The sequence below is a fragment of the Sulfurihydrogenibium sp. genome, assembly GCF_028276765.1.
GTDB lineage: Bacteria > Aquificota > Aquificia > Aquificales > Hydrogenothermaceae > Sulfurihydrogenibium.
Genome location: NZ_JAPYVU010000038.1, coordinates 1 through 17,631, shown reverse-complemented (window position 1 = coordinate 17,631; position 17,631 = coordinate 1). Strand labels below are relative to the sequence as shown.

The window sequence follows — 17,631 nt, the reverse complement described above, 5'->3', positions numbered from 1 at the left end:
TGCCAAAGAATTACAAAGAGCTGTTAAACGATACCGACTTTCTATCATACACTATAGCAAAAATTGAAGATAATATCGCAGAATTAAAACAAAAGTTAAAAGAAGAAAACAATGAATACAAGAGAAATAAACTAAAAAGTAAATTAGCAAAATTAAGAAAAAACCTAAAAACATTACAAAAATACTTAGAAAGTGGAAAGAGTGAGTCAGCTACCCAACAAACTGTCAACCAACGGAAGGAGCAGGTGAGGGGTCTGCCTGCAGGTAGACATAAAAGCTGGCAAGTTCTTTCCATAGCCTTAGCCTTCTGCTTGAAACGTGTTATAATTTTAAGGGATTGGATAGCAGCGGCTAATAGGACACTTCCAAAATACCGCCTGTTGGGGTCGGAAGTGTCTGAAATGGCGGAATACAAATACCCCAACCCAAGCTGTGCAAGATTTGCATAGTTTGGTTGACCAGGTTTAAATGGAAGAGCTTAAAAAACTTATTTTAGAAGCATGGGAAAACAGAGAGCTTTTAAAAGAAAATAAATACAAAGAAGCAGTAAGAGAAACCATTGACTTATTAGACAATGGAAAAATAAGAGTAGCAGAGAAGATAAATGGCGAATGGATAGTCAATGAATGGATAAAGCAAGCCATTTTATTATACTTTCCTATTCAAGAGATGCAGGTTATGGAAGTTGGACCTTTTGAATATTACGATAAAATTCCTTTAAAGAAAAACTATAAAATAAGAGGCGTTAGAGTTGTTCCGCCGGCAACAGCAAGATACGGAAGTTATATAGAGCCGGGAGCAATTCTTATGCCATCTTATGTAAATATTGGTGCTTACGTTGGAAGCGGAACAATGGTTGATACATGGGCAACGGTTGGTTCTTGTGCACAGGTTGGAAGAAATGTTCACATTTCAGGTGGGGTAGGTATAGGTGGAGTCTTAGAACCACCTTCAGCAAGACCTGTGATAATAGAAGATAACTGCTTCATAGGTTCCAGATGTATTATCGTAGAAGGTGTAATAATAGAAGAAGAGGCTGTTTTAGGAGCTAACGTTGTAATTACAGCTTCTACAAGAATTATAGACGTTTCTGGTAATGAACCTGTAGAGTATAGAGGAAGAGTTCCTGCCAGAAGCGTTGTAGTACCAGGAACAATTACAAAGAAATTCCCGGCTGGTGAGTATGGAGTACAATGTGCTTTAATCATCGGAAAAAGAAAAGAGTCAACAGATAAAAAAACTTCTTTGAATGATGTGTTGAGAGAATTTAACGTTTCTGTTTAGCTTGGTAGATTAATACAAAAATTTCAGCAACTACTTTATAAAGCTCTTCAGGAATTTCTTCATAAAGCTCAAGACCCGACAAAACCTCAACTAACGTCGGGTCTTCTTTAAGATAAACTCCGTGTTGTTTTGCTACCTCTATAATTTTTTCTGCTATTACACCTTTACCTTTAGCTACAACCTTTGGAGCAGAATCTTTATACCTTTCATATTTCAAAGCTACCGCTTTTTTCTTATCCATAGACATCAAAGCTCACCACGTTTATATTACTACCCTTTAACCTTTCTATAGCTATTTTTTTAAGTTCTTTTAGATTTTCAACAAGATTTTTATCATTGCTCTTAATCGTAATATAATAACCGTCGTAAAACTTAGCAATTATATAGGATACAAAAGTATCATCGTTAAATTCTATATCACCTTTAAAATAAATTATATTTCCATTTTCATTGAATTTCTTTTTAATTTCATACTTAGAGATTTTAATACCATTTAACACAAAAGGAAAAACTCCAAAAATGCTATCAGATAATAAACTTAGTTGTTGATAACTTTTTATCAAGCTGTTTACATTTTCATCTTTTATATTAACTTTTGCATCTGAGTAGATAGACTCCAAACTATTTTTTATACTTTCTAAAACTTCTTTCAATTGTTGCCTTTCCGAAATAAGTTTTTCTACTTTTTCTAAAACATGCTCTTTTATAGTTAACACATCCTTGAAAGTTTGCAAATTCAATTGCTTTAATATATCATCCTTTACTTCAACGCCAGAATGTAAATCCTTCTTTAAACTTTCCAAAGATTCTCTTAGCTGATCATTTTCTAAAATCATCTTGTCTATATTCTCTAATATATTCCTTTTACCGTCAAAAATTTCTTTATAAGCTTGCAAGTCCATCTGTTTTAAATTTTCAATTTGATTAACCAGTGTAGCCAGCTTATTTTCAAAAAAACTGCCAGAGTTTTGTATTGCCTCTTTTATCATCTTTTCATCAATTTGATATACATCTTTAACCGGTAAGTTAAGCCTATTTTCTTCAAGCTTTATTATGTTGTTAATTAAATTTTGAATAAATTGAGATTTGATATTTTCTGGAAGATTATCTAAATTTTTTAATGCTAACTCTATAGGAATTTCTTTTAAGAAGACTTCGTTAACAGGTTTTTTGTCAGAAACTAAAATTAATTGAAATTGAAGTTTGTCATCCTTTGGAGGAAGAACTTTAAGTAACAACTGATTGTCTTTACTTAAGGGAATTTCTGTATTGACTGTTATATAACCGTTTTTTATTCTGAGGACAGCTGCACCGGAAGGCAGGACATCAACAACTTCAGCACTAACATTTTCACCAGCTTTCAAAGATATAGAGCTTCCAAGATTTTTTAATATTGTTATAACTTCATTTTGTATTTGCACAGGCTTGAAGTTTATCATCTCAATCTCCAAATAAAAAAACATTGAAGGTGTTCCAAATTTTGACTAAGTCTAAAAATCAATTAACCTTTTTGATAGTCATTCTGAGCGTAAGCGAAAAATCTTTTTCCTTTCTTACCTCTCACTTATTCACTTACTCACTTTTTCACCTTTATTAGAAGAGGAGATCCTTCGGACTAAAGTCCTCAGGATGACAAGCAAGGGTAAAGTTATATTTACATATACATTCTACAACTTAAAAAATTTTAGAACACTCTAAAAAAACTTGCATAAGATTAAAAAATATGATATATTATATTTTCACAATCTGAAAGGGAAAGTGGCGGAACTGGCAGACGCGAGGGACTTAAAATCCCTTGGCCGAAAGGCCGTGAGGGTTCGATTCCCTCCTTTCCCACCATCCAACTTTCCCACACGTAAATAAATATCAAATGTAATCTTTAATAACTAAGGCTGAGACTGTTCCAAAAATCAAAATTGCCATTCTGAGCGAAGCGAAGAATCTCATACTTTCAAAAGATCGAAAAAGAGAAAGAGAGCCTTAGGTCCTCAGGATGACACAAAAAGTTAAGCTTACGAAAATTTTGGAACACCCTTAAAAGATGCTGCAATATATGCTATGGTATAACACAGAAAGACCTCATCATAGTTTGAACAAAAAATCACCTTTACAATACTTTTGTGATATTATGAATTCAAGAAAATCGGAATTTTCCCAAACCGGTATAACCTATACAAAAACTTGAATAAAAATCTAAGATGGTATATAATATATATTCACTTTATGAGTCGCTAGCTCAGTCGGCAGAGCACCGGTCTTTTAAACCGGTGGTCCTGGGTTCGATTCCCAGGCGACTCATTCCTAAATATGGCCCCATCGTCTAGCCTGGTCTAGGACACCGGCCTTTCACGCCGGCGACACGGGTTCGAATCCCGTTGGGGTCATTTCTTTGAAATCTATAACAACATGTGGTCGGTTAGCTCAGTTGGCAGAGCACCTGCTCGACACGCAGGGGGTCATAGGTTCAAGTCCTATACCGACCACTTCTATTCTTTTTTACTTTTATTCTACTTATCTTTCATCCGCTTACTTTTTAAAAGAGAAGATTTCTTAACAGTCTAAAGATTGCGAGTAAATACTCTTTACTTTTGGTAACACTGAAGTTTTCGCGGCAGACTGAAATTTGAAATAAGAATGTTTTAAAAGAGTTTAGTATAGTTTTTGAAGCCATAAAACATTTTATCGAAAATAATTTACAAATTACACGTCGAGTGAGAAATTCAATAAAAGTAGGAGATTTTTGTAAACTACAAATGGAGGCTGTTCCAAAAATTCACACCGTTATTCTGAAGTCGGCAAAGAATCTCGTGCTTTCTTTTCAAGTCAAAAAATCAAAAAAGATACTTCGGACTTCGTCCTCAGGACAACACGAAAAGTTAAGCATACGAAAATTTTAGAACACCCAACTAAGACTTGCTTTTTCTAAATTTATGCTATAATATAAAATCTAAAAAAACTTTAAACTAGGCATAGGAGGTATAAATGTCAATTACTCCCGAGAAAAAACAAGAGATTATTAAAAAGTTTGCATTACATGAAAATGACACTGGTTCTCCAGAGGTCCAAATTGCCATCTTAACTGAGAGAATCAGAAACCTTACAGAGCATATAAAAGCAAACAAAAAGGACCTTCACTCAAGAAGAGGTCTTATCGGAATGGTTAACAAAAGAAGAAAACTTTTAAACTATCTCAAAAGAAAAAGCGAAGAAAGATACAGAAAGATTATTGAAGCATTAAACATTAGAGAAGTATCCAACGAAAGCAAATAATAGGGGTATTGATGGAAGAGATTAAAGTAGAAACTGTAGTCAACGGAGCACCTTATAGTATAGAGACAGGATACTTTGCAAAGCAGGCAAACGGTGCCGTAATCGTAAGACAAGGAGATACGGCAGTTTTAGTTACTGCAGTTATGTCTGAGGAGCCTCAAGCGGATGTAGATTTTCTTCCGTTGACGGTTGAATATAGAGAAAAATATTATGCTTACGGTAAAATTCCCGGTGGATTTGTTAAAAGGGAAGGAAAACCTTCAGATAGAGAAATTTTAGTTGCAAGAAATATAGACAGACCTATCAGACCTTTATTCCCAAAAGGTTTTTACAATGATGTAATCATCACAGCTTATACATTATCCGCAGACGATCAGTATGACCCTGATGTTTTGGGTATAGTTGGAGCTTCTGCTGCTTTACATATCTCAGACATTCCATTTGAAGGACCGATTGCTGGCGTTAGAGTTTGTAGAGTAGATGGTCAATTTATAGTCAATCCGACTTATCAACAAAAAGCAAAATCAGATTTAGAAATTGTTGTGGCCGGTTCCAAAGATGCCATTGTTATGGTAGAGGGTGGGGCTAAGGAAGTTCCGGAAGAAGTTATTCTTGAAGCTATGCTTTTTGGTCATCAGGAAATTAAGAAATTAGTAGAACTGCAAGAAAAGCTTAGAGCAAAATACGGAAAAGATAAACTTGAAATACCAATAGACGAAGAAGAAATCTTATTGAAAGAGAAATTTAAAGAATTAGCTTATGAAAGAATTAAAGAAGCATTTAATATTTCAGATAAAAAAGAAAGAAATAAACAGATAAATGCTATTTTTGAAGAAATTAAAACTACATTAGAAATTCCCGAAGAAAAAGTAAAAAAAGCTTCTTTTGTCTATAAAGATGTTGTTAGTAATGTTATGAGAGACCTTGTACTTTATGAAAATAGAAGAATTGATGGAAGAAAACCAGAAGAAATTAGACCTATTTGGATAAAAGTTGGAGTTTTTCCAAGAAATCATGGTTCAGCAATCTTTACAAGAGGGCAGACCCAAGCTTTCGTAACTGTGACACTTGGTTCACCTTCTGAAGGACAGATAGAAGAGAGTATAGAAGCCGGTGAGACTCTAAAAAGATTTATGCTACATTATAACTTTCCACCATTCTCAACAGGAGAAGCAAAACCTCCAAGACCGGTATCAAGAAGAGAGATTGGTCATGGAAATCTTGCAGAAAGGGCATTAGAACCTTTAATTCCATCGGAAGAGGAATTTCCATATGTTATAAGAGTAGTATCTGATATTTTAGAATCTAACGGCTCTACATCTATGGCAACAGTTTGCGGTGGTTCATTGGCACTATTCGATGCCGGCGTTCCAATGAAAAAACATGTTGCCGGAATAGCAATGGGTTTAATAAAAATTGAAGATAAATTTGTAGTATTATCTGATATTCTTGGAGATGAAGATCATCTTGGCGATATGGACTTTAAAGTTGCCGGAACAAGAGATGGTGTAACTTCTATACAAATGGACATTAAAGTAAAAGGTTTAACAAAAGAAATTTTACAGAAAGCATTAGAGCAAGCAAGAGTAGGAAGAAACTATATACTTGACCTTATGTATCAGGCTATACCGGAGCCACGAAAAGAGTTATCTCCATATGCACCAACAGTAACAACTCTTAGAGTACTTCCAGAAAAAATAAGCGTAATTATAGGTCCAGCAGGTAAAAATATTAAGAAGATAATAGAGGAAACAGGCGTTAAGATTGACTTAGACCCAACTGGTCTCGTAAAGATATATGCAACAAGCAAAACAGCTGCAGAAAAAGCTGTCGATATGATAAATCAGCTTATAATGGATATAGAGGTTGGAGAAGTATATTTAGGTAAAGTTACAAGGGTTGAAGATTATGGTGCATTTGTAGAATTAATGCCTGGTAGATTATCATTATTGCATGTATCGCAAATCACCCCAGAAAAATTAAAATCTGCAAAGGATGTAATTAAAGTAGGAGATGTTTTAAAAGTTAAAGTTTCAGAAATTGACGAGCAAGGTAGAATAAGAGTTTCTCTAAAAGATGTTCCAGAAAATATAGAAGCTAAAAATAAATTCTTATTTGAATAAACACTATTTTATCTCTTAATCTAGATGGGATGTTTTATTTTTCAATTGAAAGTTATATAAATTTTAAGGTACCACTTACACCCCCTGAGGCTGTTCTAAAAATACGTAGAGATGGGAGATAGATAATCTTAGATTTTGTGCTAACAAGTTTGAGTTAAAATTCATTATAGCAGCATGTGGTAGAGCTTGACAGTGCTGTAATTGAAGCGAGGCGAGGTATATGAGACTTATTATCTTTCTTATTTTAGGAGCTTTATTGTCTTTTCTACCCAACTTAGATACCTACCAGTTTAGAAACGAAGAATCTTTGAGAAATGTAATAGCTTACGAAATGTTTAAAAGTTCTAATTATGCACAACCTTATCTTTTGGGAGAGCCCTATTACAATAAGCCTCCTCTATTTAATTGGCTTATAATACTATACTCGCAGTTTTTAGGATGGAGCGAGATCACTGGTAGGGCTGTAAGTCTTACTTTTCTTGTGCTATGTTCTCTTCTTTTGGTGATTTTTACTCAGTATCTCTTTAAAAACTTAAAGCTATCACTTCTTTCAGCGCTTGTCTTTATAACCTTTGGAAATGTCCTTTTCTTTTATGGATATCTTGCGGAGATAGATATGACCTTTACCTTTTTTGTCTTTTCCCTTATGGTGTGCGCCTATATGTGGTCCGAAAAAGGTAGCATATTCTGGGTTTTGGCCACTGGCTTTTTGACGGGTTTGGGTGCACTTACAAAAGGCTTACCTTCTTATGCCTTTTACGGATTTACTCTGTTAGCTTTAGGTCTGTATAGAAAGGATTTTGGCATGATTTTTAGCAAAAAAGCCATGCTTTCTCACTTAGTAAGTCTTCTTCTGCCAACTTTTTGGATCTTAAACATCCATGATCCAGCTATTTACCTAAAAACGCTCTTTTACGAAAGCTTTAGTAGGGTATCAGATGGTAACTTTTCAAGATTGCTTCATGTGATCACCTTTCCTTTACTTACATTCAAAGATACACTTCCTAACAGCCTACTCTTTCTTATTGCTATATAATCTTCTTTTAAAACACAACAAATTGGAGTTTCCTCACCCACTGAAAAAGTTGTTTCTCATATTTTTCGTAAATTATCTACCTTATCTTATCTCCAACTCTGCTGGCAGATACATTTTATCCCTTTATCCATTGCTTGCCATAGTATTTTCCTATTACATTAGTCGTGCGTTGGAAAATGCCAACTACAAGAAGATCTTTTATACAACCATAGGACTTGCTCTAATTTTTAGGGTCCTCTCCGGATTTTTCTTCTTCCCGTATTATAACGAAAGGGAAAGTTCCAGAAAGGTTATTGCTACCAAGATAATACATGTTATTGATCTAAGAAAACCCATCCAGTGTGAATGTCCCCAGGAACTATCTGTATGTTTGTACATAGGTCTTGCTAAAGGTGAGCCCCTTAAAAGAAACATCCCTAATGCGGTTTATTCCATAAGCTGTACAGAAGAAACAAAAGGTGAAATCCTTTTCCACTTTAACGTAAACAGGTCTTACTACATAAATTTAGTGAAATTTCCCTCTCACTCTACAAACCCCTGAGGCTGTTCTAAAAATATGTAGAGATGGAAGATAGATAATCTTAGATTTTGTATGAAAAAGCAAGTTACCCCTAAAAAGCTTTACACTTTAGTAAGCCACTTTCCTCAAGATAGTTAGTCTAAACAGACAAGCAAAAAAGAGGAAGACTGCAAAAGTACGAAGATACTTTAATCATCACCCTGCTGCTCTTTCAAATACTTAACAACTTGAAGATGAAGGTGTTCCAAAAATTCAAACTGTCATTCTGCGGCCGGCGAAGAATCTCATAATTTTCTTTTCAAATCAAAAAATCAAAAACAAGATCCTTCGGGCCTTACGGCCTCCGGGATGACAAGGAAAGGTAAACTTACGGGAATTTTGGAACACTCTCGATCGAGATGTTGAGGAAAAGTGTTTTCATTAAGCTGTTTAATCCTATAATGATAGTCATTTAGAGAAGGAGTTTTAAAGCCAAGATATTTAAGTTCTTGAAGAACTTCTCTATAAGAATATTGTTTTAGTGTTTGATATAGAAATTTTGTTTAAAAGACATTCCTGTTTTTCTCATGCAAACATTTCATTTTTTGATTTTGTGTATTTAATTTTAACTGGAAAAATAATTTTGGAACAGTCTTTAAAGAGTCTTGATAAAAATCTTTCTTGGGCTTTTTATTTTATGGAATTTTACATGAAATAAATCTTAGAATAACCCTGGTTTCACCTTTATGTATCACAAATCCTATTGAAATAAAGGCGTTAACTTTTCTCTTTTAAGAGGCTGTTAAAAAATGATATAGTCTCCTTTGACACAATATCCTTTTCGTTATCCATTGTTATTATGTGATAGCTGTTGGTGAGCTCTACGAATTTTTTTATTTTACTTGGTGCTTTTTCGTATATAAACTTTGCCCCTTTTATAGAAGAAAGGTCGTCTTCTTTGGAATGAATTATTATTAAAGGTGCTGTTAAGCGATTGATGTTTTGTTTGATATATTTTGACATTCTGTTTAGTTCTAATATTGTGGTAGCAGGTATTTTATCATAAGCTCCAAAATTTTCTTCTCTTTCCATCATCTGCTTTATTTTTCTTCTCATAGATTCGTTTTTTATACCATAAGGGTCTGATTCTTTCCAGTAATACAAATGCTTTAAAGGAGAATGCAACACAAAAGGCAGTAAAAATCTGTACCATGGTATCGCCCAGCCATCAATGCTCATGGCTGGAGACCACGATGCTACTGCGTCAATATCCGGAAAATCCATAGCAAGAATTAAAGATAGCATACCGCCAACGCACAATCCACCAACAAAAACATGCTTATATTTGGCTTTTAATGAAAGATAATAATCTTTTGTAAAGCTGTACAAATCTTGCCATTTTATTTTTTTAATCTCTTCTAAAGAAGAGCAGTGACCGGGTAGTATCGGAAAGTATACATCATAATTTTCTTTTGAAAAATCCCTTGCTACCCATCTTAATTCTAACGGTGTTCCTGTAAGGCCGTGAAGTAGTAGGACTGCTTTTTCGTTATTGTTTACGATAGAAAACTCCAAACTAAAACACCCTTCTAAATAGTTGATCTAATAAAGATATAGCCATGTCTATCTCTTCATCCGTAATCTCTAAGGATGGTGCAAGTGTAAATACGTTTTTATAATAACCGCCAACGTCTAACACAAGGCCATAACGTTTATTTTTATATTCAAGGTCTCCTTTTAGCCCTTCTTCTAATATTTTGTCAGTAAGTACTTTTGATGGAGTAAATCCGTCAGCTTCACATATTTCTATTCTAAGAGCCAGTCCGATACCGTCAACATCTCCAATGTTTTTATACTTTTTCTTTAATTCTTTCAATCCCTCTAAAAACTTTTGTCCTTTTTGTGTTACTATGCTTTCGTAATCTTTTTCTTCTATGATGTTCATAACTTCTAAGGCAGCTCTTATACCTATTGGATTTGAAGAAAAAGTAGAATGTGTAGAGCCCGGCGGCCATATACTTGGATTAATAAGCTCTTCTCTTGCCCATAGTCCGGATAAAGGATTCATTCCATTTGTAAGAGATTTTCCAAAAACTATGATATCGGGCTTAACTCCGTAATGCTCTATACTCCAAAGTTTGCCAGTTCTATAAAATCCCATTTGAATTTCGTCATCTACTAATAAAATGTTTGCTTGGTCGAGTATCTTTTTTAGTTTTTTAAAGTATTCCGGTGGAGCTTTTACGTATCCACCAGTACCTTGTATAGGTTCTATGTAAAAGGCTGCATATTCACAATCTTTTGTTCTTGGGTTGTAAATAGAGTAGTACTCCGATTCAAATAATTTTTCAAATTCTTTTACGCAGTAATAATCGCAACTGTCTAAGTTTTTGCCATAAGGACATCTAAAACAGTATGGAAATGGAATAAATAACGCTCTATCGCCAAAATGTCCAAATCTTTCTCTGTATCTATAGCTTGATGTAATTGCAGTAGCTCCAAGAGTTCTTCCGTGATATCCGCCCATAAAAGCAAAGTTTAGATTTTTCTTTTTATAATTCCTTACAAGCTTTAAGCTATCTTCTATAGCCTGAGAACCGCCAACGTTAAAATGAACTCTTCCTTTCAATCCAAACCTTTTTTGATTGGCATCAACCAATTTTTTAGAAAGAATGACTTTTTCTTCAAATAAAAACTGGGACGCCAACTGCCCCATTCTATCCATTTGGTCTTTTATGGCATTGTTTATACGCTCGTTTTTGTACCCAAAATTACAGGCACTGTACCACATTTGAAGGTCAAGGTATGGTTTGTTTTCTTCATCGTAAAGATAAGACCCTTCACAAGCTCTAAAAATTTTTGGAGGATTTAGATAATGTACCGTATCACCCCATGAACATACTTCCTGCTCTATTGCCAAGATTTCTTCTTTCTTCATCTAACATCTCCTGGTCAACCAAACTGTACAAAACTGTATAAAAGTGTAAAAAAGTGTATCAGTTTGCACAGTTTGGGTCAGGGTATTTATAGTCCGCCATTTCAGACACTTCCGACCCTGACAGGCGGTATTTGGGAAGTGTCATAGTCCCTGCACCAAGCACAGGAACTAACCTATTAGCCACTGCTATCCAATCCTTTGAAACGATTACACGCTTTAAAGGAGAAAGATCTCTATACGATCTTTCAAGACAGCAGAAGGCTAAGGCTATGGAAAGAACTTGCCAGCTTTTATGTCCGCTTGTAGGCAGACCCCTCACCTGTTCCTTCCGTTGGTTGGCAGTTTGTTGGGTAGCTGACTCACTCTTTCCACTTTCTAAACGTGAGACGTGAGACGTGAGAAGTGAGACGTGTTTTTGTAGTATTTTTAAGTTTTTTCTGAATTTTGTTAATTTACTTTTTAGTTTATTTCTTTTGTATTCGTTTTTCTCTTCTTTTAACTTTTGTTTTAATTCTGCGATATTATCTTCAATTCTTGCTATAGTGTATGATAGAAAGTCGGTATCATTTAAAAGCTCTTTATAATTCTTAGGCAATTTCTCTTTAAATCCTAACCCTCTTCTTGCTATTACGTAAGCTCCTGCTATGTCTTTGTCTATGTTGTATTGTGGTGCATATTTTAATTTTCCAATTACTGATGTATATGCAGGATTGACTTTCCTTACTTCTATGCCATTTCTTTTTGCCAAAACTTCTATTTTTTCTAATAATCTTTTATAACTCCATTTTTGCATTCTTCTTCTTAATTTTGCAAACCCATCTCCTCTTTTTCCTTTTGGTAGTTTGTTTAAGTTTTCAATAGATATTGCTTTTTTCTCTTCCTTTGCTATCTCTATTATCCTATGTGCTATTTGCCATTCTAAGTACTGTCTTTTTTCTGAGTTTGCTTCTAATAATTCGTTTAAACTAATACTTTTATACTTTTCTAAATTTCCATCTTTACTTGCAAAAGCTAATGCTAAATGAAATGGATATGCGTTTACGTCTATGCCTATTATTCCGTTGTCTTTTTTGATTTTTATAGGTGGTAGTTTTTCTTCAATAGATATAAAAGCATATACATTGCCGTTTTTTACTTTTAGTCTGACTGAATATGGAAACCATTCTTCGTATTTGTATGCATTTTCCAGCATAAACATAAAATCTATCCATTTGTCTTTTTTTCTTTTAACATCTCTAATTACCTTTGCATAGATATACTGTCTGTCTCCTATGTTTATTCTCAAATAAAGCTCATTATCTATCCACTCAAATCTTAAATTTAGATTTCCTTGTTTAGATTTATCTCCTCTTGAATACAAATTTCCCTGCCTGCTTTCTTTCCATTTTTCCTTTAATTTTCTTATTCTTTTACCTGTCAAATGGTTTTTCTTTAATTGTTCAAATAATTTCCTTGAACCAAAGATAAGCTTTTTTGGATTTTGACCTCTTTCTTTGCATGATGAGATAGTTGACTGTGCTAAGAATATAGCATCATCTGAGTATCTTGTGTTTATGCTAAATAGTTTTGATAACTTCTTTTTTAAATCCTTTCTTTTTTCGCCTTCCAGCAATCTTTGATATGCATATCTCATAGCAGATGAGAATCTACGCATCAAATCTAATATAGTTTTTTTGTCTTGCGTATTTTGAAATTCAAGTTGGTATTGAAGTGCTATCATTTGTTTTTACTCTCTTTTTTTATCATTTACAATTTTACACTTTTTGTTTTTATATTATCAATATACGCTTTTTTACACTTTTTTACAGAAAATAGCAACTGTTGTGCACCTCCTTTATGTAAGGTATTTTATTTATTACGTCTTTAAAGGTAGAAAATTTTGTAAAGTGTTTAAACTTATTTTCTTTTAGAAAATCAAAAAGCTTTCCTTTTGCAAAAACAAAATCTGTTGTTTGACTTACACAAAAATCAGACCTGCCATCGCCAATATAGATAGATTTATTGTTTTTCAAGCTATTAACCAACGAACACTTACAAACTCCAAGCTGACAATCAGGCTTTGAATGGTTATAGAAAGTTTGAAATTTATTATTTATAAGCCTTACATCGTTTGCATAGATGCCATCTATTTTTGACAGAATGCCATAAGGCTTTAATATTTTTTCAATGAAAAGCTTAAATCCATCGCTGAGTATATAAACTTTTGAGTTGTAGTTTGATTTTACAAAATCTACAAACATCAAAAAACTTTCGTCAATTTCTATCTTTGATAAAAAATCGTCTAATTCTTTTTCTGTTATAGTTATTAGAGCCATTTGGGCGTCTAAACATTCTCTTGTTGTTATTTTGCCTTCATTCCATAGCTTTTCTATTTCAAGCCACTGCCTTGATGCATAATTTTCTAATAATGTGTCTATTACATCTTGTTTTGATATCGTTCCGTCAAAATCACAAAAAAATGTAAGCAATTAAAAACTCCTTTGTAAGAAATTTTAAAAAATTATGCGATCCTTGCCGGCTGCAGAACTATGTTTTTGGTTAGTTCCCATCCTGAGGCAAAGCCGAAGGATCACTTATTCAAAATTTTTATAAAAATTCTCAATTTATCACAAAAGCATTTAGTTTTAGTAAATTAAATATACGTCGGGTGAGAAATTTAATAAAAACATGAGATTCTTCGCTTACGCTCAGAATGACATCCAAGGTTATCCTTTCTTTAATGCTTATCATTCAATCTTTCTCTGTCATCCTGAGGCCGTAAGGCCGAAGGATCTCATTTTTAAATTTTATAAAAACCACTAATTTCTCCCAAGGTATTCATTTAGTTTTAGTAAATTAAATATTTTATCTAAAAATCCAAGGTTTTTATTAAATAAACTGTAAACAATTTATACCTTTATGTTTTACTTATTCTAATTCTTGATAAAAAGTGAAAGAGCATCGGTATTATCAGTAAGTTTAAGAATATGGCAAAAATTAGGCCTCCTATCATGCTTATGGCAAGGTCTTGGAGTATCTGGGTTCCACTTCCTATGGCTAAAGCAATCGGTAGCATTGCAAAAGCGTTTGATAACATCGTCATGGTAATTGGTCTAAACCTGCTTGCAGTTGCATAAAGGATTCTTTTTTCTAATTTTTCTTCTGCTACATTTTTGTAAAAATCAAAGATTAGAACATTATTGTTTATAACAATGCTTAAAACTATTAGCATTCCAATAAGTCCGGTTATATCAAGGGGTTTTCCTGTTATAAAAAGAGCTGTTAAAACTCCTGTTAATGTTAAAATCACTGCAAGTAAAACAGAAATAGTAATTTTTATATCTACAAAAAGAATCATGATGAAAATGCCTATAAGAGTTAAGGCTGCTAAAATTACAAACATTAGACTTTTAAAAGACTTCTGCTGTTGTTCGTAAAATCCTGATATGACGGGGGTTATATCTGATGGTAGGTTTGCTTCTTGGATGGTTTGACTTACTACTTTTACAGCCTTAGACATATCGTTACCTTTAAATCTTACAGTTATAACCGCAACAGGAGATAGGTTGTAGTGTGTGATTTCCGGAACGTTAGTCATATAAGACACTTCTGCAACTTGGGATAATGGTATAAACCTTCCTACCATAGGAGAGTAAATCTTTACATTTTCTGGATTTAAAAACTGTTGTCTGTCTATGGATATCAACCTAAGATTTATAATTTTCTCGCCGTAAACTATGTTTCCTACTACATTTCCCCAGTAGGCGTTGTAAAGCTGTTGGTAAAGGTCGTTTAAATTCAAGCCGTAAATACTCTGTGTCTCCGGTTTTAATCTAATTCTTATCTCTCCTGATGTGAAGGTGGTTTTTAAATTTACCTCTGTAAGGATAGGCTTTTCTCTTAGCAGGTCTCTGAGTTTAAATCCGTATTTTACAAGCTTGTCAGGGTCATAGCCGTAGAGTATTACAGATATTGGTGCTTCCTCTCCGAGTATGTCTGCCAATCTATCCTCTACAACCTGTGGAAGGTCAAACTCTTCAAGGTTGTCAAACTTCGCCTCTATCTTTTTTCTGACCTCGTCTTCTATATCAAAAATGCTTCTTGTTCTGTTCTCATTCAATACCACCAAGAAGTCGCCGATGTTAGGCTGTTTTACAACGTGTCCTAAGGATGTGCCTATTCTTAAAGTCCAGTTTTTGACCTCAGGAATCGAATTTAAAATCTTTCCCATTTCCATGGCAGTTTTGTAAGACTCTTCCAAAGGAGTTCCTGCTGGTAGTGTAAAGTCTACTACAAAGCTTCCTTCATCCCATTTAGGTAAAAACGTGGTAGGAATTGTCCTGAAAAGTAAAAATCCTGATAAAGCAATAATTAAAACAAGCGGCAGGGATGCAAAGTCATACTTAAACAGTCTTTCTAAAAAGGTTTCATAACGTTTTTCTAATCTTGATATAAAGTCTTCTTGACTTTTAAATCTGCTTGGTAGTAGCATGTAGGCTACTATAGGGACTAAAAATATGGCTGCAATTTGCGAAACGATATATGTCAAAACTAATACCAAACCAAGCTGTTTTAAAAATACTCCAACAACACCGGGTACAAAAAGAAGGGGTAAGAAAACTAAAGTAGATATTAAAGTTGCGGCGGTCATGATAGGAAGAATCTCTTTTGAACCGTCTATTATGGCATTTAGCTTATCCTTGCCCATTTTTAGGTGTCTGTCTATGTTTTCTATTACGATAATAAGGTGGTCTACCAAGCCTCCTATTGCAGCAGCCATACCGCCCAAAGAGAATAGATTAAAGTCTAAGCCCAAAATTTTAATGCCTATGATTGTGATGAAAAATACCACCGGAAGGGTTAGCAAAGTAGCAAAGGAAAGCTTTAACTTCCTTAAAAAGATAAACAGAATCAAGACAGCTATAATACTTCCTAAAACTATCGCATCTCTTACGCTTTTTATTGATTCTTTTATGAATACGGAAGAGTCATATGATTTGTATATCCTGATACCTTCCTTTTCCAAGGATTTATTTATACTCTCTATTTGACTGTCAACGTTTTGTATAACCGTTGTTGTATCTGCGTCCGGCTGTCTTAGGATGTTAAAGACAACCGCATTTTTGGCGTGAGAAAACCCTGAGATAGCCCTTGACGGATACTTAGAGTTTATAATTACCGCTACCTCAGATAGATTTATGTATCTACCACCGGAAAGTGGTATTTTTACATCTAAAAGTTTAGGTAATTGCTCAAAATAATCCACCTATGCTATAATAATAAGTAAGTAGTATAGGAGGTAAAACATGAATTTAGTAGAATTACTACAGATAGCATCATCAGAAGAAAAAGCAGAGGAATTTTTAAGAGAATGAAGTGTTAGAAAAGACAGTATTCTTGAAGATTTAAAAATTCCATTCTCTAAATTTATATTGGCTGTAAAATTGTTCATCCTTGAAGTTCCAGTTAATAAAGCACATAAAGAGCTTGATTTAGCTTACAATACTACGCACAAAATTTACACAAAGCTTAGACAGTGTATATACAAATTTGTCTCAAAAGATGACCAGCTTTTATCAGGAGAAGTAGAAATGGATGAAAGCTATTTTGGAGGAAAAAGGAAAGGCAGTAGAGAAAGAGGAGCAAAGAATAAAATTCCTGTGTTTGGAATTCTTGAAAGAAATGGAAAAGTTAAAGTTGAGATAGTAAAAGATGTATCTGCTGAAAGAGACTACTAAAATTTCATGGTGTAAGTAAGGATAATTTTATCTACTATCTAAAAGAGCTTGAATTTAGGTATAACCTTAGGGATAATATTGATGATAGTTTGTATAAATGTTTAGGTGGAATAAATTGAGAAATTACCTTTGTTTAAACTATGATGAGGTCTTTCTGTGTTATACCATAGCATATATTGCAACATCTTTTTTTGATATATAATGATTTTTAGAGATACAGGATGTAAGAGTGTTTGAAAAACTTATTCACCGAACCATTCTCTCACTTTTATTTAATCTCTCTCGTGGGATTGTGTTCTAAAATTCTCGTAAGTTTGCTTTTTCGCCATCCTGAAGCCGAAGGCTGAAGGATCTCTTCTTTTATAAATTGAGAAAAAAGGAGATTCTTCGCTTACGCTCAGAATGACATCTTTGAGGTCAAGATTCTTCGCCGGCTGTAGAATGACAGATAAGATGACATCTTCATTAAAAATCTTTTTGGAACATTTTCATACAGGATGTTATTTATATATGGTAGATTTTAATACACCAAAAGCTTCTACTGCAAGTTTTACTACAGTACTTTAAAGCAAATTTTACAACTTGTAATCTAAACATTATTTCTGTTGGCTTTAATAAAAATTTAAAAATAAGATCCTATACGTCGGGTGAGAAATTACCTCCATAGTTTACTTTTTCTAAAAAAGCTATAACCAATAGCATATGCATATAGATAAGCAACAAAAGTCTTAACCTTTCTCCATCTACTTATAAGATTGAAATTC

The 17,631-nt window shown here is 33.7% G+C and carries 11 protein-coding genes, 4 tRNA genes and 3 pseudogenes; 10 read left to right on the top strand and 8 right to left on the bottom strand.

Annotated features, from left to right (window positions below; genetic code table 11):
* Positions 1 to 449: pseudogene (locus Q0929_RS06815) on the top strand (IS200/IS605 family accessory protein TnpB-related protein); the annotation flags it as partial.
* A 19-nt stretch (positions 450 to 468) separates the two neighbouring features.
* Complete coding sequence (locus tag Q0929_RS06810) at positions 469 to 1,284, top strand: 2,3,4,5-tetrahydropyridine-2,6-dicarboxylate N-succinyltransferase (protein ID WP_299239121.1); 816 nt, start codon at positions 469 to 471, stop codon at positions 1,282 to 1,284.
* On the opposite strand, the gene Q0929_RS06805 is transcribed toward Q0929_RS06810, so the two are convergent.
* Entirely contained in the window at positions 1,268 to 1,531 is a 264-nt protein-coding gene (locus tag Q0929_RS06805; protein ID WP_343232050.1) for an EscU/YscU/HrcU family type III secretion system export apparatus switch protein, read from the bottom strand. The two genes, Q0929_RS06810 and Q0929_RS06805, sit on opposite strands and share 17 nt — an antisense overlap.
* Complete coding sequence (locus tag Q0929_RS06800; RefSeq protein WP_299239118.1) at positions 1,518 to 2,723, bottom strand: hypothetical protein; 1,206 nt, start codon at positions 2,721 to 2,723, stop codon at positions 1,518 to 1,520. The genes Q0929_RS06805 and Q0929_RS06800 overlap by 14 nt, the downstream gene beginning before the upstream one ends.
* Before the next feature lie 313 nt (positions 2,724 to 3,036).
* Here Q0929_RS06800 and Q0929_RS06795 point away from each other — a divergent pair.
* From Q0929_RS06795 to Q0929_RS06765, 7 genes are all read left to right on the top strand, one after another.
* A tRNA-Leu gene (locus Q0929_RS06795) sits at positions 3,037 to 3,123 on the top strand.
* 386 nt (positions 3,124 to 3,509) lie between these two features.
* A tRNA-Lys gene (locus Q0929_RS06790) sits at positions 3,510 to 3,582 on the top strand.
* An 11-nt stretch (positions 3,583 to 3,593) separates the two neighbouring features.
* Positions 3,594 to 3,668, top strand: a tRNA-Glu gene (locus Q0929_RS06785).
* 26 nt (positions 3,669 to 3,694) lie between these two features.
* A tRNA-Val gene (locus Q0929_RS06780) sits at positions 3,695 to 3,767 on the top strand.
* A 499-nt stretch (positions 3,768 to 4,266) separates the two neighbouring features.
* Entirely contained in the window at positions 4,267 to 4,554 is a 288-nt protein-coding gene (gene rpsO / locus Q0929_RS06775) for a 30S ribosomal protein S15 (RefSeq protein ID WP_299239116.1), read from the top strand.
* Positions 4,555 to 4,565: 11 nt separating this feature from the next.
* Entirely contained in the window at positions 4,566 to 6,677 is a 2,112-nt protein-coding gene (locus Q0929_RS06770) for a polyribonucleotide nucleotidyltransferase (RefSeq protein ID WP_299239114.1), read from the top strand.
* Positions 6,678 to 6,897: 220 nt separating this feature from the next.
* Entirely contained in the window at positions 6,898 to 7,713 is an 816-nt protein-coding gene (locus Q0929_RS06765; RefSeq protein ID WP_299239112.1) for a phospholipid carrier-dependent glycosyltransferase, read from the top strand.
* Between the two features lie 930 nt (positions 7,714 to 8,643).
* Here the strand turns inward: Q0929_RS06765 and Q0929_RS06760 are convergent.
* The 6 genes and pseudogenes from Q0929_RS06760 to Q0929_RS06735 all read right to left on the bottom strand — a co-directional run.
* Positions 8,644 to 8,769: pseudogene (locus tag Q0929_RS06760) on the bottom strand (IS5/IS1182 family transposase); the annotation flags it as partial.
* Between the two features lie 220 nt (positions 8,770 to 8,989).
* Positions 8,990 to 9,787: an alpha/beta fold hydrolase gene (locus Q0929_RS06755; RefSeq protein ID WP_299239110.1), complete on the bottom strand. Its 798-nt coding sequence runs from the start codon at positions 9,785 to 9,787 to the stop codon at positions 8,990 to 8,992.
* Position 9,788: 1 nt separating this feature from the next.
* A complete protein-coding gene (locus tag Q0929_RS06750; RefSeq protein ID WP_299239108.1) occupies positions 9,789 to 11,150 on the bottom strand; it encodes an aminotransferase class III-fold pyridoxal phosphate-dependent enzyme in 1,362 nt (453 codons plus the stop codon).
* A gap of 58 nt (positions 11,151 to 11,208) precedes the next feature.
* On the bottom strand, positions 11,209 to 12,870 hold the full coding sequence (locus Q0929_RS06745; protein WP_299239107.1) for an IS200/IS605 family accessory protein TnpB-related protein: 1,662 nt from the start codon (positions 12,868 to 12,870) through the stop codon (positions 11,209 to 11,211).
* Between the two features lie 82 nt (positions 12,871 to 12,952).
* Positions 12,953 to 13,618 (bottom strand): MtnX-like HAD-IB family phosphatase, encoded by a 666-nt coding sequence (locus Q0929_RS06740; RefSeq protein ID WP_299239105.1) that lies wholly within the window; start codon positions 13,616 to 13,618, stop codon positions 12,953 to 12,955.
* Positions 13,619 to 14,046: 428 nt separating this feature from the next.
* Positions 14,047 to 16,395 (bottom strand): efflux RND transporter permease subunit, encoded by a 2,349-nt coding sequence (locus Q0929_RS06735; protein WP_299239103.1) that lies wholly within the window; start codon positions 16,393 to 16,395, stop codon positions 14,047 to 14,049.
* A 307-nt stretch (positions 16,396 to 16,702) separates the two neighbouring features.
* Here Q0929_RS06735 and Q0929_RS06730 point away from each other — a divergent pair.
* Positions 16,703 to 16,986 (top strand): annotated as a pseudogene (locus tag Q0929_RS06730) (transposase); the annotation flags it as partial.
* Positions 16,987 to 17,631 lie beyond the last annotated feature (645 nt).